Origin of the sequence: Enterococcus sp. C74, from assembly GCF_040887125.1 — a bacterium.
Taxonomy (GTDB): Bacteria; Bacillota; Bacilli; order Lactobacillales; family Enterococcaceae; genus Enterococcus_B; species Enterococcus_B hirae.
Map to the genome: position 1 here is coordinate 15038 of NZ_JBFOFA010000001.1, position 26836 is coordinate 41873.

Annotated in this window: 24 protein-coding genes; 18 read left to right on the forward strand and 6 right to left on the reverse strand. The window is 39.1% G+C overall.

Annotation, left to right across the window (positions count from 1 at the left end; all coding sequences use genetic code 11):
• The first annotated feature begins 14 nt into the window (after positions 1-14).
• Genes lysA through AB3H93_RS00100 form a run of 9 tightly spaced genes read left to right on the forward strand, consistent with a single transcriptional unit; the run spans position 15 to position 8980 of the window.
• Positions 15-1262, forward strand: coding sequence for a diaminopimelate decarboxylase (gene lysA, locus AB3H93_RS00060; protein ID WP_368019927.1), 1248 nt, complete (start codon positions 15-17; stop codon positions 1260-1262).
• Positions 1259-2065 (forward strand): diaminopimelate epimerase, encoded by an 807-nt coding sequence (gene dapF / locus AB3H93_RS00065; RefSeq protein ID WP_053765851.1) that lies wholly within the window; start codon positions 1259-1261, stop codon positions 2063-2065. The genes lysA and dapF overlap by 4 nt, the downstream gene beginning before the upstream one ends.
• Positions 2058-2939 carry a 4-hydroxy-tetrahydrodipicolinate synthase gene (dapA, locus tag AB3H93_RS00070; RefSeq protein WP_053765850.1) on the forward strand — a complete coding sequence of 294 codons (882 nt, stop codon included), beginning with the start codon at positions 2058-2060 and terminating at the stop codon, positions 2937-2939. The genes dapF and dapA overlap by 8 nt, the downstream gene beginning before the upstream one ends.
• A complete protein-coding gene (gene dapB, locus AB3H93_RS00075; protein WP_034699411.1) occupies positions 2936-3643 on the forward strand; it encodes a 4-hydroxy-tetrahydrodipicolinate reductase in 708 nt (235 codons plus the stop codon). The genes dapA and dapB overlap by 4 nt, the downstream gene beginning before the upstream one ends.
• Positions 3644-3657: 14 nt before the next feature.
• On the forward strand, positions 3658-4353 hold the full coding sequence (dapD, locus tag AB3H93_RS00080) for a 2,3,4,5-tetrahydropyridine-2,6-dicarboxylate N-acetyltransferase (protein ID WP_095454064.1): 696 nt from the start codon (positions 3658-3660) through the stop codon (positions 4351-4353).
• A gap of 14 nt (positions 4354-4367) precedes the next feature.
• Positions 4368-5369: an aspartate-semialdehyde dehydrogenase gene (locus AB3H93_RS00085; protein WP_368019929.1), complete on the forward strand. Its 1002-nt coding sequence runs from the start codon at positions 4368-4370 to the stop codon at positions 5367-5369.
• Complete coding sequence (locus AB3H93_RS00090) at positions 5366-6715, forward strand: aspartate kinase (protein WP_010720195.1); 1350 nt, start codon at positions 5366-5368, stop codon at positions 6713-6715. Before AB3H93_RS00085 ends, AB3H93_RS00090 begins: the two co-directional genes overlap by 4 nt.
• A complete protein-coding gene (locus tag AB3H93_RS00095) occupies positions 6675-7784 on the forward strand; it encodes a M20 family metallopeptidase (protein WP_368020087.1) in 1110 nt (369 codons plus the stop codon). The genes AB3H93_RS00090 and AB3H93_RS00095 overlap by 41 nt, the downstream gene beginning before the upstream one ends.
• Positions 7785-7813: 29 nt before the next feature.
• A complete protein-coding gene (locus AB3H93_RS00100; protein WP_368019930.1) occupies positions 7814-8980 on the forward strand; it encodes a pyridoxal phosphate-dependent aminotransferase in 1167 nt (388 codons plus the stop codon).
• A gap of 164 nt (positions 8981-9144) precedes the next feature.
• Here the strand turns inward: AB3H93_RS00100 and AB3H93_RS00105 are convergent, their stop codons facing one another.
• Together AB3H93_RS00105 and AB3H93_RS00110 are read right to left on the reverse strand one after the other, a co-directional pair.
• Positions 9145-9486 (reverse strand): type II toxin-antitoxin system PemK/MazF family toxin, encoded by a 342-nt coding sequence (locus AB3H93_RS00105; protein WP_368019931.1) that lies wholly within the window; start codon positions 9484-9486, stop codon positions 9145-9147.
• Entirely contained in the window at positions 9486-9716 is a 231-nt protein-coding gene (locus AB3H93_RS00110) for an AbrB family transcriptional regulator (protein WP_207413470.1), read from the reverse strand. The genes AB3H93_RS00105 and AB3H93_RS00110 overlap by 1 nt, the downstream gene beginning before the upstream one ends.
• 469 nt (positions 9717-10185) lie before the next feature.
• On the opposite strand from AB3H93_RS00110, the gene AB3H93_RS00115 reads away from it, so the two are divergent.
• On the forward strand, positions 10186-11565 hold the full coding sequence (locus tag AB3H93_RS00115; RefSeq protein WP_010720192.1) for an FAD-dependent oxidoreductase: 1380 nt from the start codon (positions 10186-10188) through the stop codon (positions 11563-11565).
• A gap of 179 nt (positions 11566-11744) precedes the next feature.
• On the opposite strand, the gene AB3H93_RS00120 is transcribed toward AB3H93_RS00115, so the two are convergent.
• Complete coding sequence (locus AB3H93_RS00120; protein ID WP_368019932.1) at positions 11745-12710, reverse strand: AraC family transcriptional regulator; 966 nt, start codon at positions 12708-12710, stop codon at positions 11745-11747.
• Positions 12711-13172: 462 nt separating this feature from the next.
• Between AB3H93_RS00120 and AB3H93_RS00125 the strand changes: the two genes are divergently transcribed.
• The 5 genes from AB3H93_RS00125 to AB3H93_RS00145 all read left to right on the forward strand — a co-directional run bounded on the left by AB3H93_RS00125 (position 13173) and on the right by AB3H93_RS00145 (position 20838).
• On the forward strand, positions 13173-15164 hold the full coding sequence (locus AB3H93_RS00125; RefSeq protein WP_368019933.1) for an amylo-alpha-1,6-glucosidase: 1992 nt from the start codon (positions 13173-13175) through the stop codon (positions 15162-15164).
• Positions 15165-15181: 17 nt separating this feature from the next.
• Positions 15182-16522, forward strand: a complete 1341-nt coding sequence (locus AB3H93_RS00130) for an MFS transporter (protein WP_010720189.1) — start codon at positions 15182-15184, stop codon at positions 16520-16522.
• Between the two features lie 111 nt (positions 16523-16633).
• Positions 16634-17605: an AraC family transcriptional regulator gene (locus AB3H93_RS00135; RefSeq protein ID WP_368019934.1), complete on the forward strand. Its 972-nt coding sequence runs from the start codon at positions 16634-16636 to the stop codon at positions 17603-17605.
• Between the two features lie 302 nt (positions 17606-17907).
• Complete coding sequence (locus tag AB3H93_RS00140) at positions 17908-19239, forward strand: MFS transporter (RefSeq protein ID WP_053765841.1); 1332 nt, start codon at positions 17908-17910, stop codon at positions 19237-19239.
• Between the two features lie 18 nt (positions 19240-19257).
• Positions 19258-20838: an alpha-rhamnosidase gene (locus tag AB3H93_RS00145; protein ID WP_368019935.1), complete on the forward strand. Its 1581-nt coding sequence runs from the start codon at positions 19258-19260 to the stop codon at positions 20836-20838.
• Positions 20839-21102: 264 nt separating this feature from the next.
• On the opposite strand, the gene AB3H93_RS00150 is transcribed toward AB3H93_RS00145, so the two are convergent.
• Genes AB3H93_RS00150 through AB3H93_RS00160 form a run of 3 tightly spaced genes read right to left on the reverse strand, consistent with a single transcriptional unit; the run spans position 21103 to position 23256 of the window.
• Positions 21103-21348, reverse strand: a complete 246-nt coding sequence (locus AB3H93_RS00150; RefSeq protein ID WP_034699443.1) for a hypothetical protein — start codon at positions 21346-21348, stop codon at positions 21103-21105.
• 59 nt (positions 21349-21407) lie between these two features.
• Positions 21408-21905: a hypothetical protein gene (locus tag AB3H93_RS00155; protein ID WP_126344736.1), complete on the reverse strand. Its 498-nt coding sequence runs from the start codon at positions 21903-21905 to the stop codon at positions 21408-21410.
• Complete coding sequence (locus AB3H93_RS00160) at positions 21868-23256, reverse strand: Y-family DNA polymerase (RefSeq protein WP_368019936.1); 1389 nt, start codon at positions 23254-23256, stop codon at positions 21868-21870. The genes AB3H93_RS00155 and AB3H93_RS00160 overlap by 38 nt, the downstream gene beginning before the upstream one ends.
• Positions 23257-23638: 382 nt before the next feature.
• On the opposite strand from AB3H93_RS00160, the gene AB3H93_RS00165 reads away from it, so the two are divergent.
• The 3 genes from AB3H93_RS00165 to aroF all read left to right on the forward strand — a co-directional run bounded on the left by AB3H93_RS00165 (position 23639) and on the right by aroF (position 26831).
• Entirely contained in the window at positions 23639-23872 is a 234-nt protein-coding gene (locus AB3H93_RS00165) for a DUF1858 domain-containing protein (RefSeq protein ID WP_368019938.1), read from the forward strand.
• Positions 23869-25173, forward strand: coding sequence for a DUF438 domain-containing protein (locus AB3H93_RS00170; RefSeq protein WP_113820891.1), 1305 nt, complete (start codon positions 23869-23871; stop codon positions 25171-25173). Before AB3H93_RS00165 ends, AB3H93_RS00170 begins: the two co-directional genes overlap by 4 nt.
• 638 nt (positions 25174-25811) lie before the next feature.
• Positions 25812-26831 carry a 3-deoxy-7-phosphoheptulonate synthase gene (gene aroF / locus AB3H93_RS00175; RefSeq protein ID WP_010738525.1) on the forward strand — a complete coding sequence of 340 codons (1020 nt, stop codon included), beginning with the start codon at positions 25812-25814 and terminating at the stop codon, positions 26829-26831.
• Positions 26832-26836 lie beyond the last annotated feature (5 nt).

Here is a 26836-nt window from a genome sequence, read left to right on the forward strand (position 1 = left end):
AGAGGTAGTCTCGAATGTCAGAATTAATGATCGGTGAAATTCCTGTTAGTCAATTAGTAAAACAATATCAAACACCCCTTTATGTTTACGACGAGAAGCAAATGGTGGAGAACATCAAGGCATTTAAACAAGGATTTCAATCAGATCATTTTGAGACAAAGATTTTATATGCATCAAAAGCATTTCAGACCGTCGCCATGTTAAAACTGATTCAATCACAAGGATTAGGTTTAGATGTAGTTAGTGGTGGCGAGATTTATACAGCTGTGTGTGCTGACTTTCCAATGGAAGAGGTCTATTTTCATGGAAACAATAAAACACCTGCGGAAATCCGTTATGCTATCGAAAATGGACTTGTTCATTTTGTAGCGGATAATCTCATGGAAGTTGAATTGTTAGTCGCACTTAGCCAAGAATATCAAAAAGAACTTCAGGTGATGATCCGGTTGAATGTAGGGATCGAAGCACATACGCATGAATATGTCGTTACCGCTCATATTGATTCAAAATTTGGTCTACTCTATGAAAGTGAAGAGTGTCAAAAAGCGATCCAATTTATTCAGGGTAGTGAATTTTTACAGTTAGAAGGCTTTCATGCCCATATTGGTTCGCAGATTTTTGAATTATCGGCCTGGATAGCAGAAATCCATAAACTGGTTGGTTATCTTAAAGATTTTGATGAAGTACTTTCGCTAAATCTTGGGGGAGGGTTCGGTATTCGTTATACCGAAAGTGATCAGCCATTACCCATTGAAGAATCTGTTCGAGAATTAGTACGTTTTACGGAAGAAGCTTTAAAAAAACAAGGATTAGTAATCAATGAATTGTTGATCGAACCCGGAAGAAGTATCGTTGGGGAAGCAGGAACGACGCTTTATACGGTAGGATTTATTAAGCAAACGCCGAATAAAAAGTATTATTTTGTCGATGGGGGAATGACCGATAATATCCGTCCAGCACTCTATCAAGCGAGCTATCAATGTGATCTGGCAACCAAATTAAGGGAAAAGAAAACCGAAAAAGTCACGATCGCTGGGAAAATGTGTGAGTCAGGTGATGTGGTTATTCAAGAAGCTCTTTTGCCTATCGCTGAACCCGGAGATATTTTAGCGGTATATGCCACAGGCGCTTATGGTTATTCAATGAGTAGCAACTATAACCGAGCCTTGAGGCCTGCTGTGGTATTCGTCAACGGTGAAACTGCTCGATTAGTGGTACGTAGGCAAGAATATGAGGATTTATTGCGAGGTGAAGTTCAATGATCCTGCATAAATATAATGGTTGCGGCAATGATTTTATCTTAATGGACTATGAAGAAGGTATCGATTATCACCAATTAGCCAGCAAGTGGTGTGGACAGGATCGTTTTGATACAGATGGGCTGATTGTCGTTCGAGAGCAACCTTTAACGATGCTTTATTTCAATAAAGATGGCAGTCAGGCGCCGATGTGTGGGAATGGGATTCGTTGTTTTGCTCGGCATGTATGGGATAAAGCTATGGTAGAAACTTCACCTTTCGACGTACACACATTAGCGGGTGTGATTTCCATTGAAATTTTGACAGAAGAACCTTTTTATTGTACCGCTCAGATGGGACAACCCGATTATTCGACAGAAAAGTTAGCGGTCAATCAAACAGAACCCATCGTGGATCAAATAGTACGTATTGGACAAGTGGATGTCCAGCTAACTAGTTTGTTTATGGGCACGATCCATACCGTTGTTTTTGTAGAGGATGCAAAAGCGCAACAAATGAAAGCGTTAGGGGAACAGATTTGTCACCATCCATTATTCTCAGAAAAAACCAATGTTAATTTTGTCCAACGAGTCAATGAACAGGAACTGATCGTACGCACGTATGAACGTGGCGTTGGTTGGACATTGGCTTGTGGTACTGGCTGTTGTGCGGCTTATGTCGTAGCTAGAGATCATGGATACTTAGCAAGTGCTAAGGCCATGATTCACTTAGAGCAAGGAGAGTTAATGATTACTGGGGAGACACAAATACAAATGACGGGACCAGCTGTTCATGAATGGTCACAAAAGGAGATGTCGTATGATTAAAGGTTCGATCGTTGCATTGATTACACCGATGGATGCGCTTGGCGAAATTGACTATCAAGGATTAGAGAAACTAATTGAGTTTCATCTTTCAGAAGGTACAGATGGCCTGTTAGTGTTAGGAACAACTGGGGAATCTTCGACGTTAACGCCAGAAGAAGAAGAGGAGATTCTACGTTTTACAGTAGCAAAAGTAAATAAAAGAATCCCAGTCATCGCAGGCGCAGGAACAAACGATACGAAAAAAACAATTGAAAGAGTCCAACGTTTAGCAGCGATTGGGGCGGATCAATTGTTAGTGATCACGCCTTATTATAATAAGACAAGTGATGCAGGTTTGTTGGCGCATTTTACTGCAATTGCTGACCAATCACCACGACCGATCATTTTATACAATGTACCATCTAGAACTGGAATGACGATCCCAATCCCAGTCCTGGAAAAATTAGCGACACATCCACAAATCAGCGGTATCAAAGAAGCATCAGGTGATCTGGCTTATGTGATGGCAGTTGGTCGTCTTTTGACAGACTCGTTTGTCCTTTATAGTGGCAACGATGATGCTATTTTGCCGATATTAAGTGTGGGTGGAAGTGGGGTTATCAGTGTTTGGGCCAATATCCAGCCTAGATTAGTCCATGAATTAGTCGCAACGTTTGAGCAAGGGAATCTTCGACGAGCGCAGCAAATCCAATTAACTGCCTTACCATTGATCCATGCCTTGTTTAGTGAAACAAATCCGATCCCAATAAAAGCCGCAATGGAGATGATGGCTCTTCCTTCAGGTGTGTTACGGCTACCACTTGTTCCTCTGTCTGAGGACAAGCGAGGAGTATTACAGGAATTATTACCTATGAAAGGACGAGAACAGGTATGAAAATTGGTGTAGTCGGACATGGTCGAATGGGTAAAAAAATCCAAGAAGTCATTGAATCTTATGAGCATGAAGTCGTTTTTCCAAAGGTCTCCCTTAAAGAAGCGACTACTTTATCTTTTCCGAGTAATATCTCACTTCTTATTGATTTTTCTCACGCAGATAATTTGGAAAAAGTGCTAGATTATGGAGCAGCACACCAACTTCCAGTCGTGATCGGAACGACTGGCTATAGTGAGGAACAATTCCAGGCAATCGAAGCGTTTGGGCAACGTTTCCCCATTTTATACAGTGCGAACTTTTCTTTAGGGATTTTTGTCATGAATCAATTAGTGAAGCAGGCTGCTGAATTATTGAAAACATGGCAAATCGAATTGATTGAAAAACATCATGACCAAAAAAAAGATGCGCCTTCTGGAACGGCTCAATCACTACTCGCTAGTATGCAAGAAGTCCGCAAACTATCGCCTGTTTTCCAATGGAAAGATCAACCTAGAAAAACCGATGAAATCGGAGTACACAGTTTACGTATTGGTTCTGTACCTGGAGAGCACGAAGTTTTATTTGCATCTACGGATGAAGTATTATCAATCAAACATGAGTCGTTTTCCAATCAGATTTTTGCAGAAGGAGCAGTAAGTGCAGCTTTTTGGTTAAGCAATCAACCAGCTGGATACTATCAATTAGCAGATACTTTAGGTGGATAAAGGAGAGAAAGCAAATGGACGCACAAGCAATTATACGTTTGATTCAAACAGCTGATAAAAAAACACCGGTTAAAGTGTATTTAAATGTCACTGAACCAATTAAATTTGAAAAGTGTAAAGTATTTGGTCAGGGGAATAGCCAAATTATTTTCGGTGATTACCAAGAAATCGCACCAATCCTCGCAAAAGAATCCGCTAAAATCATTGAGATCGAAATAGAAGAAACAGCTAGAAATAGTGCCATACCTCTGCTTGATTTAAAAGAAATCAATGCTCGGATCGAGCCAGGAGCAATTATCCGGGATCAAGTAACGATCGGTGATCATGCGGTTATCATGATGGGAGCAATCATCAATATCGGTGCTGAGATTGGGGAAAACTCGATGATCGACATGGGGGCAATCTTAGGCGGAAGAGCGATTGTTGGCAAAAATTGTCACATTGGTGCGGGTGCAGTGTTGGCGGGTGTGATCGAACCGGCTTCCGCTCAACCAGTGGTGGTTGAAGACGGTGTCTTGGTTGGTGCGAATGCTGTCATTGTTGAAGGTGTCCGTATTGGCAAAAATGCAGTCGTGGCGGCTGGAGCAGTTGTTTTAGAAGATGTAGCCGCTGATACCGTAGTAGGTGGAACGCCTGCCCGAGTATTAAAGATCAAAGATGACCAAACGAGGGAAAACACCGCATTAATCGCTGCATTACGGGAATTATAGAGAGGATGACAAAGATGCGCAAAATAGATACCTGTATCGTTGGAGCAACTGGTTTAGTTGGCCAAACGATGTTGAACGTGTTAGCAGAATATGATTTTCCAGTAGGTCGTTTGAAATTATTAGCATCCAAGCGTTCAGCTGGAAAAGTCTGTGTGTTTAAGGGAAAAGAATACACAGTAGAAGAATTAACAAAGACATCATTTGACGGGTATGATTTAGCGCTTTTTTCAGCCGGAGCAGAAATTTCACTTGAATTTGCGCCACTTGCTAAAGAACAAGGATTGGTCGTCATTGATAATTCTTCTGCTTGGCGAGAAGATCCGACGATTCCGTTGATCGTTCCAGAAGTCAATCTAGCAGATCATGAAATGAACCGATTGATTGCCAATCCAAACTGTTCCACGATCCAAGCCGTTTTACCGTTAAAGGCATTGCAACAGACATTTGGTGTCAACCGCGTGAACTATTCCACCTATCAAGCGGTCTCTGGTTCGGGGCAACAAGGGCTAACTGATCTTCACGCCACTCAAAAAGGGCAGGAACCTTCGCTTTATCCGTATGATATCAGTCAAACAGTCATCCCCGAAATTGATGCACCGTTGGACGATGGGTATACGAAAGAAGAACACAAAATGATGGCTGAGACAAGGAAGATCCTACATTTGCCTAACTTACCTGTCTCGGCTACTTGTGTACGTGTCCCCATCGAAGTTGGTCATGGTGTTTTAATCGCAGTCCAGTTGGCGCAGCCATTTTCACTTGCAGCAGTCCGTCAATGTTTGCAACATTTTCCGGGAATAACAGTCGTGGATGATTTGCCCAACCATAGTTACCCGACCAGTATCCTTGCTAAAGGAACAGATGAGGTATACGTCGGCAGACTCCGGCATGATCCTACATTGGAAAATGGGCTGTTGCTGTATACCGTAGCGGATAATATCCGTAAAGGCGCAGCTGCGAATGCTGTACAAATCGCCTCTGCATTGTTATCACCAATCAGGGAGGGGATCCAATGAAAGTCGCAAAATTTGGTGGCTCATCGATGGCTCATGAAGAACAATTCAAAAAGGTAAAATCTATTATTTTAGCTGCTCCTGAACGAAGTGTGATCGTTGTTTCCGCTTTAGGAAAACGAACAAAAGAAGATGACAAAGTCACGGATCTCTTGTATTTGATCCATGCCTATCTTCATCATGGAGTCGATTGGACACCTTTGTGGGAAAGGATCTGTGAACGATTCATTCAAGTGAGAGATGTCTTGTCGTTGACTTTTCCGATTGAAGATGAATTGTTAGAGATCCAAAAAAAATTACAGCGAGAAAAAGTCTCACAGGATTTTTTGGTCAGTCGGGGAGAATATCTCACTGCGAAGTTATTAGCTGAATATGTTGGTTATACGTTTATAGATGCGAAAGAACTGATTTTCTTTGATTATACGGGTGAGATCGATGAAGAACGGACGAAACAAGCAATAATAACTATTTATCAAGAAAAAGGCCCACTAGTAGTCCCAGGATTCTATGGTGCTAATCCAGTTGGAAAAGAAAAATTGATGGGGCGAGGTGGGAGCGACATCACTGGCGCAATCTTAGCCAAACTATTGAATGCCGACTGTTATGAGAATTGGACGGATGTTTCTGGGATTATGATGGCTGATCCACGAATCATTGACACGCCAAAAATCATCAAAGAAATTTCATTTAGAGAATTACGAGAGATGGCGTATATGGGGGCAAATGTTCTCCATGAATCAGCTATTTTCCCAGTACAAGAAGCAGGTATCCCGATTCAAATAAAAAATACGAACGATCCAGAGGCGCAAGGCACTAGAATTTCCAGCAAAGAAGTCGAAAAAGAAAATGGCTTAACAGGGATTGCTGGAAAAAAAGATTTTCTTTCGCTAACACTATTTAAACGACATATGTCTGATGAAATCGGGTTTATTTGGAAAGCAATGAGTGTCTTTGCGAATCATGGTATCTCGATCGAACACATTCCTTCGGGGATCGACAATATTGGAGTAGTCGTTTCAGCAGAAGCCATTGCAGATCAATTATTTTTGATTACCAAAGAGTTAAAAGAAAATTTGGGTGTCGAGGAAGTCGAAATTATCGAGAATCTGGCATTGATCTCAGTTGTTGGCGGACCACATAAAGAACTGATTGGACTTTCTGGCAAAGTCTTATCCATCTTAAATCAACTAGAGATTCGGACATCGATCTTATCCCAAGGGGCACAAGAATTAAACTTGATCATTGGGGTAAAAAATGAAGAATATGAAACAGTCGTTAAAGGGCTCTATGAAGGGATGGTGAATGTCGATGTTAGCAAAACATCGCATGGCGTTACATCAAATTCCTGAAATCGGCTTTCATGAATTTAAAACCAAAGCGTATTTGCATGAACAAATCAAGGATCTTGGGGGAGTCCTGCATGAAATCGGCGAGACTGGTTTATTGCTTTATTTTGATCATCAACAAAACGAAACGATTGCTTTTCGGACAGATATTGACGCCTTGCCGATCCAAGAAGAAACAAATCTTCCCTTTGCTTCTACTCATGAAGGGATGATGCATGCGTGTGGTCACGATGGACATATGGCAATGTTATTAGGGTTAACGGAATATATCGCAAATCATAAAGAACAGTTAATGTACAACGTTGTTCTGATTTTTCAACCTTCGGAAGAAATATCTGGCGGAGCGGAAAGTGTTATTCAAACAGGTTTGTTAGAGGACTATCAAGTCCAAGCGATTTTCGGGTTTCATTTATGGCCAGGTCTTCCCAAAGGCGAGATCTATTCACGATCGGGCGCCTTTATGGCACAAAGTAGTGAGACAGATATCATTGTCAAAGGGAGATCTGCCCATATTGCCTCTAGTGAACAAGGGATCGACAGTATCCGAGGAGCCATTGGTTTTATGGATGTAGTATACGAGTTGGAACAATTTTTACCTAAAGAATGGCGACGTTTAATAAAGTTTGGACAGATCACTGGTGGTACGATTCGAAATGTTTTAGCAAATGAAGTGACTATCTCAGGCAGCATCCGTTCTTATGATCAGCAAATCCAAGATTCGATCAAAGCACAACTGGCTGATTTAGCAGAGAAATTTCAAAAAAATTCGCAGGTATCGATCCAATTCCGTTATAATGATGGATATCCAGCGGTCATCAATGATCCTCACTTATATACAGCCTTGAAGCAATCAGAAAAATTACATGAGCTTGAACAACCGGTCTTGCAAGCAGAGGATTTCGGTGTTTATACCCAGAAGTATCCATGTGTTTTTTTCTTTCTCGGTGTCGGTGATACACCAGCACTTCATGATGCACGATTTGATTTTGATATGGCTGTGTTAGAAAAGGGTGTCGCTTGGTATCAAACGATCCTTCATACAAAAGGACTTTTGCTAAAAAAGGATCAGTGACAAAGAAGTGATAAAAAGGAGAAAACCACATGAATTTAACCAATCGTTTTAATCACAGGCTTGCAAAAATAGCAGTGTCACAAATCAGAAGTTTTGACCAACAAATTTCTGCTATCCCCGATGTCATCAAGTTAACCTTAGGAGAGCCTGATTTTCCAACACCCGAACATGTCAAACAGGCGGGGATCACTGCTATTGAAGAAAATTATTCCCATTATACGGGGATGAGGGGACTACCCGAACTTTGTGAAGCTGCTTGTTTATTTCAAAAAGAACGTTATGGGTTGGTATACGATCCTCAAACTGAAGTACTAACGACAGTTGGTGCCACAGAAGCAATCGCTGCTTCTTTACTAGCGATTTTAGAAGAAGGCGACAAAGTATTGATTCCTGCGCCTGCTTATCCTGGCTATCAGCCGATAGTGGATCTTGCTGGAGCGGAATTGATCACGATCGATACGTCAGAAACAGGCTTTATTTGCCAACCAGAACAGTTAGAAGCAGCCTTTGCTATTTATGGCGACTCGATCAAAGCAATTATCTTGAACTATCCAAGCAATCCAACAGGAACACTGTTAACTTCAGAACAAATGGCAAAATTAGCTGAAGTCATCAAACAACGATCGGTCTTCGTGATCAGTGATGAAGTCTATGCAGAGTTGAATTATGTCGGAGACCATGTCTCGCCAGCGTCTTATCTTCCGGAGCAAACAATTGTGATTAGCGGTTTATCCAAATCTCATGCGATGACCGGCTGGCGGATCGGCTTTATTTTTGCTCAAAAATATGTGATTGATGAAATCATCAAAGTCCATCAATATTTAGTCACTTCAGCCACCACAATGGCTCAAAAAGCTGCGGTTGAGGCACTTACTACCGGAATGTATGATGGGGAAAAAATGAAAGAACAGTATGCGAAGAGAAGAGATTATCTTTTAGGTCAATTAAGTGAGTCAGGGTTTGAAGTCATACCACCTGATGGCGCCTTTTACCTGTTTTGTAAACTGCCAAAAGAAGTTACCTTGAATTCTTGGGAGTTTTGCTTACAGTTAGCAGAACAAGGCAGAGTCGCCTGTATCCCTGGTTCAGCTTTTGGACCAGAGGGTGAAGGCTATATTCGGATTTCTTATGCAAGTAGTTTGGCAGAACTTACGGAAGCTTGCCAACGGATTCGCCTTTTTTTAGCTAATATATAATCAAAAAAAATGAAAAGCTGCGTTCGTTTTATTGAACGAAGTTTTTCATTTTTTTGTTTGTTTTGTTGATTGAAAGAAGATCATTTGTCATTTTTCTTTTTTAATGGTGTACATTTTTTAGTTTTATTTGGCATAACGAAAGATTATGATCCAATTTAAGGTGCTTAAAATATATACTGGATAATCTGATCAATTTTAGCCATATCTTGTAAAGGTAAATTTTCGACCTTTTTGAGTTTTCTTTCCTTGAAATCAAGTGATTTTAATTGAGAAATAAGTACTTGTCCCTTTGTATCTAAATCTTTGGGAAGCGAATAGCGTGTCGGTAGATTTTTTATAGTAGAAGTAATTGGATAGATTATTGCAAACATTGTTGTGCAATTAAATTCATAACAAGATACAAACAATCCTGGTCTTCTCTTTTGAATTCCTTTGCCTGTGGATGGATCAAAATCGATCCAAACAATATCCCCTTGTTTAGGAATATAATTTCTAGCTTTAGGCACTATAAAATTTCTCTCCCTTCAGGAGTTAAGTCTTTCCATTCATCTTTTTCGTAATACTCAGCTTCTTGTCCAGCACTAAATGGATCTTCGATTTTAGGAACTAATGTGATTGTCCCATCTTCAGAGTAGACAACAATATATTCTTGATTTTCTGAAGGTTTTTTACCATTATCAGATGGTAGAGTAATTACTACAGAACCACCTTGTAATCTAGATTTTGCAATGAGCACATATACCACCTCTTTACTCTTATAGTACTATACAACATTAAGTAACGAAAATTTTTTTCCTATATTTATTTGTAAATGTTAAGTGTCCTGAAACGATCTTTTTTGTACAATTATTATTTTTGGTATGTTTTTTTGTTTTTTTTTCTAATTTATGGTTGAGGAGGTCTATAGTACCAACTAACTTTATTAGTATGAAAAATGTCTTTTACATAAATTTTACAAGTTAAGTCAAGCGATATAATTGACAAATAATAGCATAACCGTTTTATTTTTCTGTACAGTTATTTCTTACTAAAAAGTATTGCCATCTAAAAAGAAAGTTGATAAACATTTAAGTCAAAAACTTAATAGAGAAAGTCTTATTTTTTCTGTCCAATATTTGGGCATTTCTTTTGATTTATAAAAAATCGAGTGTTATGTTTGAATTGTTTAGAGTTATTCTAAATAATTGAACAAGGAGGTTTCATCAATGGAGAAAACAAAGGTTATTATTGTCGGCGCATCTCATGGCGGACATCAATCGATTTTAGAATTGCTATCTAGATATGGTGAAAATGTCGATATCACCTTATTTGAAGCAGGGGATTATGTTTCGTTCATGTCATGTGGCATGGAATTATATTTAGAGGACCAAGTGACAGATGTTAATGATGTACGAAATTTCAGACCAGAAAACTTTCCACAACCCAATGTTCACATTTTAAACAATCATGAAGTAAAAGCGATTCATGCAGACCAAAAGACAGTAACGGTGACTAGTATCTTAGATAAGAGTACCAAAGAGTATGAATATGATAAATTGATCTTAAGCTCAGGAGTAAAACCAAATTCATTGCCAGTACCAGGAACAGATTTAGAGAACGTTTATTTGATGCGTGGGTACGATTGGGCTACTAGAATCAAAGATAAATTAACTGATCCAGCAATCAAAAATGTAGCTGTTATCGGTGCAGGCTATATCGGGATCGAAGCCGCTGAAGCTTTTCAAAAAGCAGGGAAAGAAGTGACGTTATTAGACGTGATTGATCGACCATTAGGCACTTATTTAGATCCGGAAATGACGGATATTTTAACCGAACATTTAAAAGAAAAGGGTATCAAAGTCGTGACGGGTGCGAAAATCACTGCTTTCACTGGTGAGCAACAAGTCGCTGCGATTCAAACAGCAGATGAAGAAATCGCGACAGATCTTGTGATTCAAGCAGCTGGAGTCAAAGCGAATACGGAATGGCTAAAAGGAGTCGTAGATTTAGATGATCGTGGTTGGATCGTTACCGATGAATATTTGCAAACCAATTTACCTGATGTGTATGCAGTAGGGGATGCAACCCTTGCTTATTCGATACCTGCCCGCTCAAAAATGCCGATTGCACTAGCAACAGTGGCAAGAAGAGAAGCACGATATGTAGTCAAACATCTATTTGAGGATACACCAAGCCAACCATTTGGAGGCGTTGTAGGTTCTTCGGCATTAAGTGTTTTTGATTATCACTTTGCAGCTAGTGGTTTGAATAGTTTTACAGCAGGAAAAGCAGGCGTAGCCATTCGCACAGCTTATTATGAAGATACTATTCGTCCTAAATATGTACCTGAAGAATATGGGAACACGAAAGTTTCAATCCAATTATTCTTTGACCCAATGACACATCAAGTCCTTGGCGGAGCTGTTTTATCTACTTATGATGTGACTGCTCAAGGCAACGTACTAGCGCTAGCGATCCAACAAAAACTGACGATCGAAGATTTAGCAGAAGCTGACTTTTTCTTCCAACCAGGTTTTGATCGCCAATGGAATATGATCAATCTAGCCGCGCAACAAGCATTGGGAGAAGAACCATTTGTAGAATAAAATCAAACAATTAGAGACATTCGTTAGAAACGTGGTATTTTACGTAAAATATAAATGGACCGCCTGAAACATATCAATTGTTTCAGGCGGTTTTTGTTATTTTTTTTGTTAATAACTTTTCGTCACTGTTTTACAGTTGGAATTAGAGAGTTGTACCATTCATGTTTCAACTACTCTTTTTACATCCGTTTTTTTCGGAAATAATCAGGTGTTTTTCCGGTTTCTTTTTGGAAAAGTTTGAAAATCGAAGGGACACTTTTATAGCCGATTTTTAAGGCAATCGTACTTAAACTATCGTTTGTTTCTAGCATGAGTCGCTTTGCTTCAGATAAGCGTTTTTGATCGATCAACTCTTGGAAACTACTACCGGTTTTATTTTTTAACAAATTGCTTAAATAGTTTTTGTTATAGCCAAAAGTTTCTCCTAATTGATGTAAGGTGATTTCTGCATAGTGATCATTGATATAATCCAAGATTTGAATCAGCGGCTCATTACGAATCGTTTTTTTATTCGTGATAATCACTGGTGCTTGGGCGCTTTCTACCATCAGTGAAGAAAATAATAAATTTAGCAAAAGTTGCTTATGCACAGACTCTTTTTGATAAGTGGTCATCATCAGACTTTTAATTAGCTGATTCGCTAAGGGACTCATTGATAAATCTAGGAGGATATAACTAGTATGTTCAGTAGGCGAACGAGTTGCTTGAAAGAAAAAATCTGTGATTAGATTATTGGATTTTGGTAGATTAGGCAATAGAATATTTTGAATAGCTGGAATATCAAGGAGGAAATTGATCAAGATATCCTCTGCTCCTACATAATCGATTTGTTGGATAACCTTACTATCTAACAGAAGTAACTGTCCTTTTTCTAAATGAAAAACGTCACCGTTCAAACGCTGGGTGCAGTGCCCATTGAATAAAAAATTCAACTCAATAAAATGATGGGTATGCGCGGGTGTGTAAGAAAATCTTGGATGTTTGTTAATTGCGATTGATCCAAACTCAAAGAACTTACTTTTAGGAATTTCTGGAACGATCGAACGATGATAGTTGAGGTTCATCGTATTAATATTTTTACCTGATTTTTTTTGCAATTTTTCGATTTCCGTTTCTTTGAATAACTCTGCGATCCATTTCTCCATGAACTTCACCTCTTAATGATCATCTTACCTTGCTATTAATGTAACACAACTTCTTAACCAAAAAACCTGTAGATTTGATATAAACATTCTGGATTTTGGAAATTGTTCCCTGAATATGAAAGCGGTTAATATGTAGAGGGAGAAAAAGCATAAGTGTTTAGGAAGGAGAACTTAAATCTATTTAGCTATTGATTGATAACGGCTGTTCCTGTTTTTTTAAGTGATAGAAAGCGCAAAATAGAAAATTTTAACCTATTTTTGAGGAAGAGTGAGCTATCAAAATGACTAAACAAATATGTTCATTTTGCTTAACTTTCGCTAGTTTGGGTGAGACGTACGGGGCTGTTTCATTTGTTATTAATCAATATGTTTAAAAGGCTTAGACTATCAGTTATTGACAATGAGAAAAAAGAATCGTGCATGATTACCAGTGCTACGATCCAAAACCAAGGAGTGTGGAAGATGAATAGTGAAAAACAAACAAGATGGTTATGGTACCCAGGAGATTTTGAAATCAGACAAGGATTATTACAAAATTTTTCAAGAGAAGAAAGAGGCTATGACTGGCCTGCTTATTGGAACGTTGATGATTGTCATAAAAATGTGAAATTCAAACGTTACTACGAACTGACAGAACCAACTTCTTTTATTGTTTATGCAACAGGGATTGGCTATGTGGAAGTGAATGGGAAAAAGTATCCACTTAAAGAAACAATCAATTGTCAGCCTGGAAAGAATAAAATCAGGATTTTTGTAGGCAACGCAACTGGATTACCCGCTGTCTTTGTCGAAGGAGAGGTTATCAAGAGTGATTTAGGTTGGCGAGCAAGTAACTTTATTGAAGAACTACCAGCTGGTTGGAGTTCCCTTTATTTAGATAAAGAAAACGATCCAAATCATGTCTATTTTGAAAAAAAAGTGGTTACACCTGTTTCAATCAACGAACAGAATGATGGGGTATTGATCGATTATGGTCGTGCGGTTTACGGAACACTGGCAATCAAAAAAATGACACATGGACAACCGATCATGATTTGCTATGGTGAATCTGCATCAGAAGCATTGGATGTGGAGATGTGCTATTACAAGGAAAAAGCAGCTACTGTTGAAACAATCCCAAGAAAGCGTGCTTTTCGGTATTTGTTTGTTCCAGATGTTGCGAAGGAAGAAATTGAGATCGAGGCGATCCATGAATCCCTTCCTTTAACCAATCATGCTGCTTTTTCTTCAGACAATGTCCTTTTAAACAAGATTTGGGAAGTTTCTGTGGAAACATTTACCCTATGTAGCGGATTGTTCTTTATCGATGGGATCAAGCGAGATCGGTGGATCTGGTCAGGCGATGCTTACCAAAGCTATTTTATCAATCAATACCTCTTTTTCGATGAAGAAATCAATACTCGAACGATGTTAGCGCTTCGTGGGCAAAATGAGATCAAGCAACACATGAATACGATCGTTGACTACTCGATTTTATGGATCATCGCTGTTGAGAATCACTATCTAATGACGGGCGACACGGTTTTCTTGAAACAAATCTATCCTAAGATGAAGACGATGATGGACTATCTCCAAGCACAAACGAATGAACTTGGCTTTATTTATGGGCGAGAAAAAGATTGGTTGTTTATTGACTGGACGGAGATGGATCGAGAAGGAACCTTGGCAGCAGAACAAATTCTATTGCTTAAAGCTTACCAAACGATGATGACTTGTGGAGCTGTTTTGGGTGAGGTAGATGACTACGAACAGAAGTATCAACAACTAAAAGAAAACGTCATGAGCTATTTCTGGGACGAAGAAAAGCAGGCATTTATTGATTCCTATGAATCGAAAAAGCGCCACGTAACTCGTCATGCCAATATTTTTGCCATTTTATTCGATTTAGTGGAACAAGAAAAGAAAGAACAGATTTTAACCCATGTATTGTTAAACCCTGAAATTACCCAGATCACGACACCTTATTTCAAATTTTTCGAGCAAGATGCTCTATGTAAAATGGGTCAAACAGACCAAGTGTATCAAATCATCTGTGATTACTGGGGCGGAATGGTTGAAAGAGGGGCAGTGACATTCTGGGAAGAATATATCCCTGAGGAAACGGGCGAACAAGTGTATGAAATGTATGGGGATCCTTTTGGCAAAAGCTTATGCCATGCTTGGGGAGCAAGCCCAATCTATCTATTAGGCAGATATTTCGCAGGTGTCCGACCACTTTCACCAGGATATCAAACTTTCGTCGTTGAACCTAATCTAGCTGCCTTTGAAAGTCTAAACATGCAAATACCAATCAAAAATGGACTTGTCACAATCAATAAAGAACAAGAACAGTTACGCATTTCAACGACACGAGAAGGAGGGATTCTCCGTATCAACCAGCAAGAGGTTCATTTAGAGCCAGGAAAAAATTATGATATCTCCCTTGAAACAACTAAGAGCAAACAACTGATTTGAAAAAGGAGAGGATTGGAATGCAACAAACACGAATCAGTGTAAAGGAAAAAATTGGTTTTGCTTTAACAAATCTCGGAAATATCCCAGTGATGACGTTGTTGAATACGTACCTTTTGATTTTTTATACCGATGTAATTGGCATTAATCCTGCTGTAGTTAGTACGCTTTTTCTGGTCTCCAGACTACTTGATGGTTTCAGTGATCCTTTATTAGGTTTTTTGATCGATCGTTTCCCAGTGACACGCTTTGGCAAATATCGCCCGATTTTGGTGCTAGGAACAGTAATTTGTTGTATCAATTATTTACTCGTTTGGTTTGCACCGTTACTTTTTACTAGTCAAAAAATCGTCGTTATCTATATTTCTTATATTTTGTTAGGTATCACTTTTGATTTAATGGATATCCCATTAAATAGTTTGATCCCCGTATTAACCGATCAAGAAGCCGATCGAAACATCTTGTCGTCCATAAAAGGTGTGTCGTATACAGTAGGACCTACTTGTTTGAATATTTTGGCACCGTTGATCCTTTCCGCTTACAATAATGGGCTTTCTGGGTATACCTTGTTGATTGTCGGAACGGTACTAGTCGTCTTGTTCTTCACGATTTTTGGTACATTAGCACTGAAAGAAAGAGGGAATGAAGAGCCCGCTGAATTATCGCAAGAGCGCGGCTATTCTTATAAAGAAGCGCTTGCTATCTTAAAAATTCGTCCAGTGATGACCCTATTTATCAGTATGCTTTTTATTACCGCCGCAAGCAATATCTTTAGTGGATCGCTTTTGTATTATTTGAACTATATTTTGAATGACACAAAATTGCTTAGTTTCGCTAGTTTTTTAGGACTGTTTGGTGCTTTAGGAGCAGGTGTGTTGGTCCCTAGTTTATCTAAGCGATGGGGGAAGAAAAAAGTATATGTTGGCGCATTATCTTTACTCTGTTTAGCGATGATCGTGATGATCGGCGTGCATCAATCGAAAATGATTTTCTTAGGGGCTTATCTTGCTGTCCAAGTTGGCTTAGGGCTGACCAATACTTTGCAGTATAGTTTATCTGCTGATAATGTGGATCAAATAAAACACGAGTTGGGAATTGAAACAGCAGCGCTGATCGCTTCATTGAATTCTTTTATCATGAAATTTGCGATGGCGATTGGTGGAGCTATCCCAGGATTTGTTTTGAGCTATACAGGCTATGTAGCGAATCAGGCGCAATTATCTAGCGCATCATTTGGCATTATTTTCTCTACTTTTGTAGTACCACTTGTTTTTTACCTAATCACGCTCGGTGTTTTCCAAATCGGTTATCCAGCGAATTATTTATTTGTTACGACTAAGGAAAAACCTTCCATTGGTTGATTTGCTGCTTTTTCGTTCGTTAGACTGAAAGATAGTTACCTAATTACCTAAAAGATCCGGTTGCTATTGACGAAAAGCTAACTGAAAATGAAGAAAAAGGGGAGGATGCCAGTGTTTACCTTTGAGCAACTAAAAACATTTTTGATGGAAAATAACGAAATTGAATGTCGACAACAAATTGATGGTCAAAATATCAATGACCAACAGTTGCCCTATGAGACAGTCGCAGTACCTAAAATGCCCAAAAACCAATTTTTCAAAGAGGGTAATATCTTTATCAATAAACATCATCGTTACGCTGAAATGCCTGCACATACGCATGAATTTGTTGAATTTAACTATATGTTGTCTGGTTCATGTGTCCAATATGTCAACGATAAGAAAATTCACTTGAAAGAAGGTGAATTGCTGTTATTAGACAAAGAAATCGTTCAGCGTATCGATCCTTTAGAAGAGGAAGACCTTTTGATCAATATTTTATTGAAAGGGGAATCGATTACGACTGACATCGTGATCAATATGGTGAAGTCACGTGGATTGGTCAATGAATCTCTATTAAATGCTTCGCAGGAAAAAGGAAAACATGATGAATTTATCCATTTTCATTGTGGTGATAACTTAGAAGTGCAAGGGTTATTGCACAAAATGATTTTGGAATATTACAACAAACAAGACTATTATATGCGGGCACTGAATCTGAGATTGTCTTTACTATTGATCGAACTTACCCGTGATTTAGAAGAATATGTTACGCAACGTGAGAATCAGGAATTATTAGAGATTTTACGATATATCGATCTTCATTTTCGAAAACTGACACTGAAAAATCTAGCGAAACATTTTGGTTATAATGCAAATTATTTAAGTAATAAATTGAAAAAAGAAACAGGGAGTTCTTTCCAAGAATTGGTCAATTCTTTGCGGTATAAAACGATGATCGAGTTGATGAGAGAAACGAATAAAACTTTTGAAGAAATCTCGTATGAACTTGGTTTTGAAACTCTTGCTTCTTTGTATAAATTAGTCGGGAAATACACAGAACTGACACCTAAAGAACTCAAAGATAGTCTGTTAAAAAAATAGAATAGGCAGTTGTGATGCAACGCGTCCTTTTTCTCAGGTGATCTGGAAAAAAGATTTCACCAATCATGAACTGGCAATGAAAAGCGAAGATTAACGAAAGCGTATTCCAAATGTATTGGACAAGTGTGAACCTTCTTTTCATTTCCTGAATGTTCGCAAAAGAATCGCTTGTTTGATTCGCTGAAGCATACGAATGTGATTTGGATAAAAAGAACACTTTTTTTGCTATAGTCCTGAGTAATTCATACGTTTACAATTCTAACTGTTCGAACTTATAAAACTTATTTTAAGGAGTGTTTTTTATTAAGAAACAACAGGCATCAACTACTACCACGGTCAAAGAGTATTCGCCTCTAGCTGTCGCTGCTGGAATTGGCTCCATGCTTGGATCTGGCTGTATTGTTGGACTCTCAGCGACGATTCCCGTTTGGCAAAAGGGACTAGAGCTGACAACTGGACAAGTCGGGATCGTTTCTGGCGGGCTAACTTTTGCAATCGCTTTCGGATCGCTGTTTACCGGACAGATATCAAAAGCATTTGGCTTGATCCGTTCATTTAACTGGATCAATTTGTTTTACGCGATCGGAGCTGCGGTCTGTATTCTAGCCACAAGTTTCCCAATGCTCTTATTAGGCGTGATTATCATGGGCGTAGCATCTGGAGCAGACTTACCATTAAGTTTGACCGTTGTTTCTCATGATGCACCTGATGAGCATACTTCTGCTCGTTTGATTTCTTCCACACAGATTTTTTGGCAAGTGGGGATATTCATTTCTTACATCTGTTCGTTTCTTTTATCGGGAATCGAAGGTGTGTTAGGAGCAAGAATTGTTTTTGCCATCTTATTTACGTTTGCAGTGATCACTTGGTTATGGCGGACACTTTCACCTAAGTTTAGACAATTTCATGAAGCCGGAGCTGCTCGACAAGCAATGACCAAAGTGACAAGCGACTCGAAAGAAGTTTCTTTCAAGACAGTACTATTTGGGGAAAACAAACAAAAATACCTTGGCTTTTTCGCCGCTATCTTGATTTTTTATGTGTGTTGGAACCTCTTAGCGAATACTTGGGGACAATTTCAAACCTATGCTTTGACAAATGCCGGAGCTAGTCAAGCACAAGCTACAGGATTAGGGATCGGGTTGAATGTGATTTCTTTAGCAACAACGATTGCATTTGCCTCTGTTGCAGGTGGTAAATTTAGAAACAAAGCTTTCTTTATTGGGGCAGTCGTTCAATTTGGCGCAATGTTAGGTATGGCATTGATCGGTGGTGGTGCAGGATTTATTGCATTAGCGATCACAATTGCTTTTTATAATTTTGGGAATCCACTAGCCGGAGAAGCAATCTACAAAGTGTGGACACAAGAATCTTTCCCAGCAGAAACACGAGCTTCACTTCAAGGGTTCATCAATGGTTTTTCAAGAATGTGTTGTGGATTATTTGCTTTTGTTACCCCTTACTTAGTTGCTCCTGATCGTATCCAGACGTCTATGTTTGGCTTTGCGGGAATCGTTTTAGTAGCAACAATTGCTGGAGTGATCATGATGCGTCTACAGAAAAAATACCCAGTGATTGATCCCGTGGATAAAGAGCTGACTGAAGGAGAAATGACTGCATCGTTCACCAAGTAAAGAAGAGGAGAAAGCAAGATGGCATTTACTTTTCAAATCAATCAAGATGTGCGTTGGAAGAAAGACGAGGCACTGCTAACCAAAGCACAACAACATGTACCAAATCTTCTGAAAACGAAGATCGAACCAGTAGCAATCACTGAAGTCGTTGAAGACCCACATGGTTTGAATGGGTATTCAGCAATTAACAGTGACAAAGAAATCAAACAACTAGCTGATTATACTTTAAAAAGGGATGAAGCGATTATCTTAGATTTAGGGGATCATTATGTTGGGCATTTTAGTCTGTCCATTGACTCGGTTGGTTCGCCAATGGATGCGCCCTTATATTTACAACTGAAATTTGCGGAAGTACCCGCTGAACTTGCGGCAGATTCTAGTGTATATGATGGTTGGTTGTCAAAGTCTTGGATTCAAGAAGAATTTATCCATCTAGATGTTTTACCGGCACGTTTAGAATTACCAAGAAGATATAGCTGTCGTTATATTGAGCTAAAGGTGTTAGATACTTCACCCAAGTGGCAAGCTAGTTTTTCTGATCCGCTTTTTATCGCAGAAAGTTGTGTGTCACTCGACCAATTACCAAAGCCTGTGATTGCTGATGAAGAACTTGCTTCCATCTACCAAGTTTCTGTTAAAACATTATTTGATTGCATGCAAGAAGTCTTTGAAGATGGGCCCAAACGAGATCGCCGATTATGGATTGGTGATTTACGTTTACAAGCGTTAGCGAATTATGCGACTTTCGGTGATTTAGCTTTAACGAAACGTTGTCTTTATTTATTTGGTGGGATGACGACCAGTGAAGGGAAGATTCCAGCCAATGTTTTCACAGCCCCGCAATTGACACCAGATGATACGTTTTTATTCGACTATAGTTTGTTTTTTGCAGTGATCTTAGCTGATTTTTATCAACAGACGAAAGATTCAGTTGTCTTGCAGGATTTATATCCAGTAGCGAAAAAGCAGATGGAACTAGCACTGACATGTGTCGATGAAGAGGGACGCCTGAATTTGTTAGAAGAGTGGCCAGTATTTATCGACTGGTCGAATGAGTTTGAAAAGAGTACAGCAGGGCAAGCAGTGTTGATCTATGCGATGAAACGATTCAACCAGTTGGCAGAACAAGTGAAAGATCCACAACTGAGTCATTACCAAGAAACAACAGAGAAACTGATTGCGTTTGCGAAGCAACAATTATTTGATGAAGAACAAAAGCAGTTTATTATTGAAACAACCGGAGAAATCAATGTGGCGAGTCAAGTTTGGATGGTTTTAGCAGAGGTCTTTGATCAACCAATGAATCGAGAAATTTTGGAGACGATGATTGCGCATCATTTTCCGATCACAGGGATTGCTACACCTTATATGTATCATCATGTAGTCGAAGCGTTATTTGTAGCTGGACTTCAAGAAGAAGCTATCCAGTTAATGAAAAACTATTGGGGCAAAATGATTCAGCTGGGAGCAGACACTTTTTGGGAAGCTTTTAAACCAGAAGAACCAGATTTTTCTCCTTATGGCAGCCCGATCATCAGTAGTTATTGCCATGCGTGGAGCTGTACGCCAGCGTACTTGATCGAAAAATATCTAAATTGAAAAAGCAGTCAGTTACTTTACATTGTCAACTGAAAAAAAGACAGTTGGATCGTTAAGTAATGATTCACTGATTCATCCTAGACATAAGCAAAAAATCTCAAAACCATTTTTGCGGTTTTGAGATTTTTTGCTGTAGTATGAAACGGACGAGCAGTTTATCCGTATAATCAAAGGTTTATCGCTTACGAGAAGACTTGTACGTTTTTTTGAGGGAGTCCATGCGTCCCATATAATAGGATTAGGTGTTCCAATTATATGGCTTTGTTAAGATGTCGGTTCCTTTAGATGTAAAATATCTTCCCAAAAGTGAAAGTATTGATCGGTCAATTGGATTTCAACGATGTCCACCCAATGAATCAATTGTTCATCTAAGGAAAATCCTTTTTCTGTCATGTCTCGTTGGACAAATCCTCGATAAGAGTTGTTATCCTTACAGCGGACAATGATTTCTTGTTTGGCAATAAACGCAGTGATAGCGATCGTTTCAAAATGTTGATGGACTGTTTTCAAAAAATCACTTCTTTCTAGTTTAATGAAATAGGCATTTTATGCTGATCAATGACAAAACGCTACTCTTCTTCAGGAAAACTTTGGTAAAATTCATCTTTGATCGGAACGATCTCTTCGTTAAGACTTGGGTTACTTAACGTTTCATGTTGTGTGACTGACTGGGGAAAATAGGAAACATCAAACCACTTATCTTCCTGTTTTATTTGAACATGTCGGACGTCACACCAGTGAACGGTCTGTTCTTCAAGGATAAAATAGTCGTGATAAGCTTCACCAGTAAAGAAACCCTCGATGCTTTCTAAGTAGCGGCCAAATTCATCCTTGGTATTTAATTGCAGACTTACTTTTTTATGGTAAAGAAAAGCCTCTAATAAAACACTATCCATTTCTTCTCGAGACATTTGTTCCAACGGACGAATCTCTTTCACTGCCCACGCTTCATTTTTTTTGATCCCAGTGACTAGCTCTTCCATAGCGAATGCGGTGCCCCATTTTAATCCGAATGGGCGATCTCGGTATTCATTGTAGTCGAGAAATTCTTTTTTTGTTCGACGCATAGCCCTCACCTTCAATACCGGCATGACCACCAGCGTGTCCGCCAACGAGTGAACTCCTTGCGATCGCACGGCCACCTTCTAATAAGCTATGGGCATGGACAATTGCACTGAACCCATATTTTTGGCGAATACGATCAACGACAAAATCGATTTTGGCATCGTTGACTTGTTCATCGGGATCTGCAAATAGATTCAATTGCAGACTGTCTGTGTAAATTAGTTTGGAGCAGTTGACACCGACACTGCGAATGTCTTGATGCTGGTAATGTTTACGAAAAAGATTCAATAAAATGAGACTGAGTTCATGACTAGAATTTGTCGGCTCAACTTTTAGTTGTTGATGAAATCCAGTTTTCCCTAGACGATCTCGATAACCTAAAGAGTAGCCCATCCACAAGCTAACAACTTGCGCTTTCGCATGTTCACGCCGCAGACGAGTTCCAACTTGATCAGCCATTTCTTTAAGAACGATTTCAAGTTCTTCACGCCTTGTATAATCACGATTCAAAATTTGACTATTCCCAATACTTTTTGATTGGGGGGTATAGTCTTCTCCCAAAAAGCTTCGATCAATTCCCCAAGCATGGGCAAAAAGCTGGGTGCCAATCACTCCAAATTTTTCTTTTAGTTGGTAATAATCCGCATGAGCTAAATCATGAACAGAATGAATCCCCAGTCGTTTGAGCCGTTTGGCTGTCCGATGTCCAATTCCCCAAAAATCGGTGAGAGAAGGAATACGCCAAACGTTGTCTGCCACATCTGCATAGCGCCATTCGGCTTTTCGCTCTTTTCCTTTAGAACCGTTATCCAACGCTAACTTAGCTAGTAGTGGATTATCACCAATCCCAATAGTTGTATGGATTCCTGTTTGTTGGTAGACATCCTGATAGATGATTTCAGCTAGATCCCAAGCACTTTTGACTTTAAAAAGTTTCAAACTGTTGGTGACATCAAGAAAGCTTTCATCGACAGAATAGACATGGTGATTCTCTTCATCCACGTACTTTTTATAAATAGCATTGATCTCGGTATTTTTTTTCATGTAGTAAGCCATTCGTGGAGGGACCATATAAAGATCGTCGGGATAGGGAAAGGGTAAATCTCTTGCTCGACTGATATTTGTAATATGATAGGCTTTTTTTGCGGCTGGACTGGCAGCTAAGATCAAGCCGCTCCCACGTTCATCGGTTTTCCCTGACGGATAGGACATGACGACGAGTTTGGTTGTTAGAGGATCTAAATGACGTTCGGCACACTCAACAGAAGCATAAAACGACTTACAATCGATGCAAAGAATATCTCTCGAAGGTTCTTTTGTGTAATCAAAGACTGGATTTTGATTTCGAATCATATTCGTCACCTCTTCTTATTGATTAGAACACATGTTCGTGTTTTGTGTCAACGAAAAAAACGTGATGGAATGGGTAAAAAAAAGTGGAGAAGAAGATTGTTGTCTTTTTATCGTTTAGAGAAATGGGTAGTATCTGAAGCAAAATCAATTGAAAGAAAAAACAGCTGGATGACCTCATTAGTTAATAAAAAAAGTTATTTTATTTTTTGCTGATCAGAAAGTCATTAGGAAGTTTTACACTGAAAAAAGAATGAGCCTAGATATACTCATCATTAGAATGGTAAAAAAAGATTTGCTTTGAAATTATCGTGTAAAAGTGCACAAAATCGTTTATAATGAATCCGATCGAATGAGAACGATTCTCAATGAAGGAGGAAGTAAAATGAGAGAGATCGATTTTTCCAAAACATTATTTGAATTAGTTACTGAATATCCAGAAGTCAAACAAATCATGGTAGAGCTAGGATTTAATGCTATCAACCAACCTGGGATGTTGCAAACTGCTGGTCGCTATATGACGATTCCTAAAGGGGCTCAAATGAAAAAAATTCCTTTAGAACAAATTGTTACGGCCTTTGAAACATCAGGATTTATTGTGAAAGGATTGGTAAAATGAAACCCACGAATCAACGACAAGAACGGATTGTTGAAATCCTGTCACTTTTACATAAAGGTGGTTCTTTTGAAGAAGCAAAACGATTGTTCAATGAAGAATTTGAGGGAGTCGATGTTACAGAAATCACTGCTGCGGAAAAAGCATTGATTCAAAGCGGTCTTGATCCGTCAGAAATCCAAAAGTTATGTAATATCCATGCAGCTGTTTTTAAAGGAGCGATCAATGAGATCCATCATTCCAATTATGAACACGCACAACCAGGACACCCGATCCATACCTTAAAGTTAGAAAACCAAGTGTTGCAGTCGTTATTGACAGATGAAATTGACGGATTATTGGCAAAAATGGCTAAAGGAGATTGGTCACAAAAGGAACGATTGCAACACGCTTTGACTGATTTATTGCAGATCGACAAGCATTATGCACGAAAAGAAACGTTGATCTTTTCTTATATGGAAAAATACGGAATCTCAGCCCCACCTAAAGTGATGTGGGGTGTAGATGATGATATCCGTGAAATGATCAAAGCGCTGAATGCTTATTTAGCTACAGACAAAGCGGCTTATAATCCGCTATCCGAAAAATGGGAAGCAGTAAAAACAGAAATTGAAGAGATGATTTTTAAGGAAGAGGAGATCATGGTACCCATGACCTTAGATGTGTTTAGCCTTAAAGATTGGGAACAAATCGCTCATGACAGCTTTGATATCGGTTTTGCGTTTATCCCTGAACCACTTCCATGGAAGCCAAGCCAAGAATCACTCGAAAAAGAAAGCGAACGGGAACCAGCTCGTCAATTAGCCATTAAAAAAGCTAAAGAAACGACCGATGGTATTGCTGCTGGTCTTGGGATCGAAGAGTTTACGTCAGAGGCAGTTCAAGACGAAACAGCACCTATGACTGATTTAGTTGTGCAATTTCCGACAGGAGCGTTACAGTTGGAGCAATTAGTTGCCTTGTTTCAAGTGTTGCCTGTGGATTTGACATTTGTTGATCATGAGGATCGGGTTCGTTTCTTCTCAGAAGGAAAGAAACGGGTCTTTCCAAGAACTACTTCTGTCATTGGTCGTGAAGTCGTCAACTGTCATCCACCAAAAAGCATGCATCTTGTCCAACAAATACTTGACGATTTCCGTACAGGAACAAGGGATTCAGCAGAATTTTGGATTGATATGAGAGGACGGAAAATTTATATTCGCTACTTTGCTTTAAAAAATGAGACAGGTGATTATCTTGGGTGCTTAGAAGTCACGCAAGATATTACTGAAATCCAAAAGTTAGACGGACAAAAACGATTGTAAGAGCGGGCAAATTTCAAAATAAAGAACAATTTCAGCTCACTTTTGGGCTCGTTTGATTATAGAAGTAGAAGCTGGGCATGCTGTTGATACTTTTCTATGGTATTTTCAGCATTCTCCTGCGACTATTTAGTGGGTAAATTGGAGTTTTTATCAGGTAAAAGCCCTTTTTTCATACCCTTTGATCATTTTATTCAAGAAATTGTTTGACTTCTTTCAAAAACATCTCTATACTTAAACTCAATCTTATATCAGTTTGGAGCGATTATTATGAAAATCACACATAGTTCACAACTGAATAATTATTACTTTAGCTATTTTAGATAAGTTTGTATTCATACGATTATGGGTGCAAACATCAGCGTTTGTTTGTATCTATGATGGCTAAGGATGTTTGAGATGACTTGCTCGCCGCATAGATGAAAAATCTATAGTGGCTTTTTTATTTGATTGATTCAGGGGCTCACTGTAGATGGATTTTCTACGGTGGGCTTTTTTTGTTACATAAAGGGGGAACTAAACGCATTCAAACAAGGTATAAGCAAAGTAACGATTGATTTGCAAGAATTTATGTAATCCAATCAAACAGCGAGGAAATCGATGAAGCGAAACACAAAATAAAAAACAAAGGGAGTTATTGTATGATTCTAATCATTAAACCAGGTATCCAAGAAAGTGAGTTAACACAAGTGATTGAACGTATTAAAGAAGAAGGGCTAGATGTACAGATCAACCATGGTAAAGATCGTTTTGTCTTAGGGCTTTTAGGAGATCCAAAGGTAATTCGGGATGTTCCGTTTGAACGCTACGATATCGTAGAACGTGCCGTACCGATTACCAATACGTACAAATTGACGTCACGAGAATTTCATCCTCAAGATACGATCGTTGATGTAGCTGGAGTGAAAATCGGTGATGGAAGTTTTGTGACAATGGCTGGTCCTTGTTCTGTCGAAGGGGAAGAACAAATCATGGAGACAGCACGAATGGCTAAGGCTGGTGGTGCTAAAATCTTACGTGGTGGTGCCTACAAACCAAGAACGTCACCATACGCTTTCCAAGGATTAGGTGAAGAAGGGTTGAAAATGATGCGTAAAGCTGCGGATCATTATGACTTGAAAGTGATTACCGAAGTGATGGATGAAGCGCATATCGATGTGGTCAGTGAATACGCAGATATCATTCAAATCGGCGCACGAAATATGCAAAATTTCCGTTTATTAGAAGCTGTAGGACGAACAGGAAAACCAATTGGCTTAAAACGTGGCATCTCAGGTACGATCGAAGAGTGGTTAAATGCCGCTGAATACATTGCAGTTCAAAACAATTCAAACATCATCTTCATTGAACGCGGAATCCGCACTTACGAAACAGCTACTAGAAATACATTCGATCTAAGTGCCGTACCACTGATCAAAAAATTAAGTCATTTCCCGATCATCGTTGACCCAAGTCATGGAACGGGTGTCTGGGACTTAGTGACACCAATGGCACGAGCAGGTGTTGCTAGTGGGGCAGATGGAATGATTGTAGAGATCCATCCTGATCCGATTCATGCTTGGTCTGATGGACAGCAGTCATTGAATGAGAAAAACTACCTGAAAATGATGAATGAAGTGGACATCTTAGTAGAAGCGATGAAGAAAATCAACGCTTTATAGAGAGG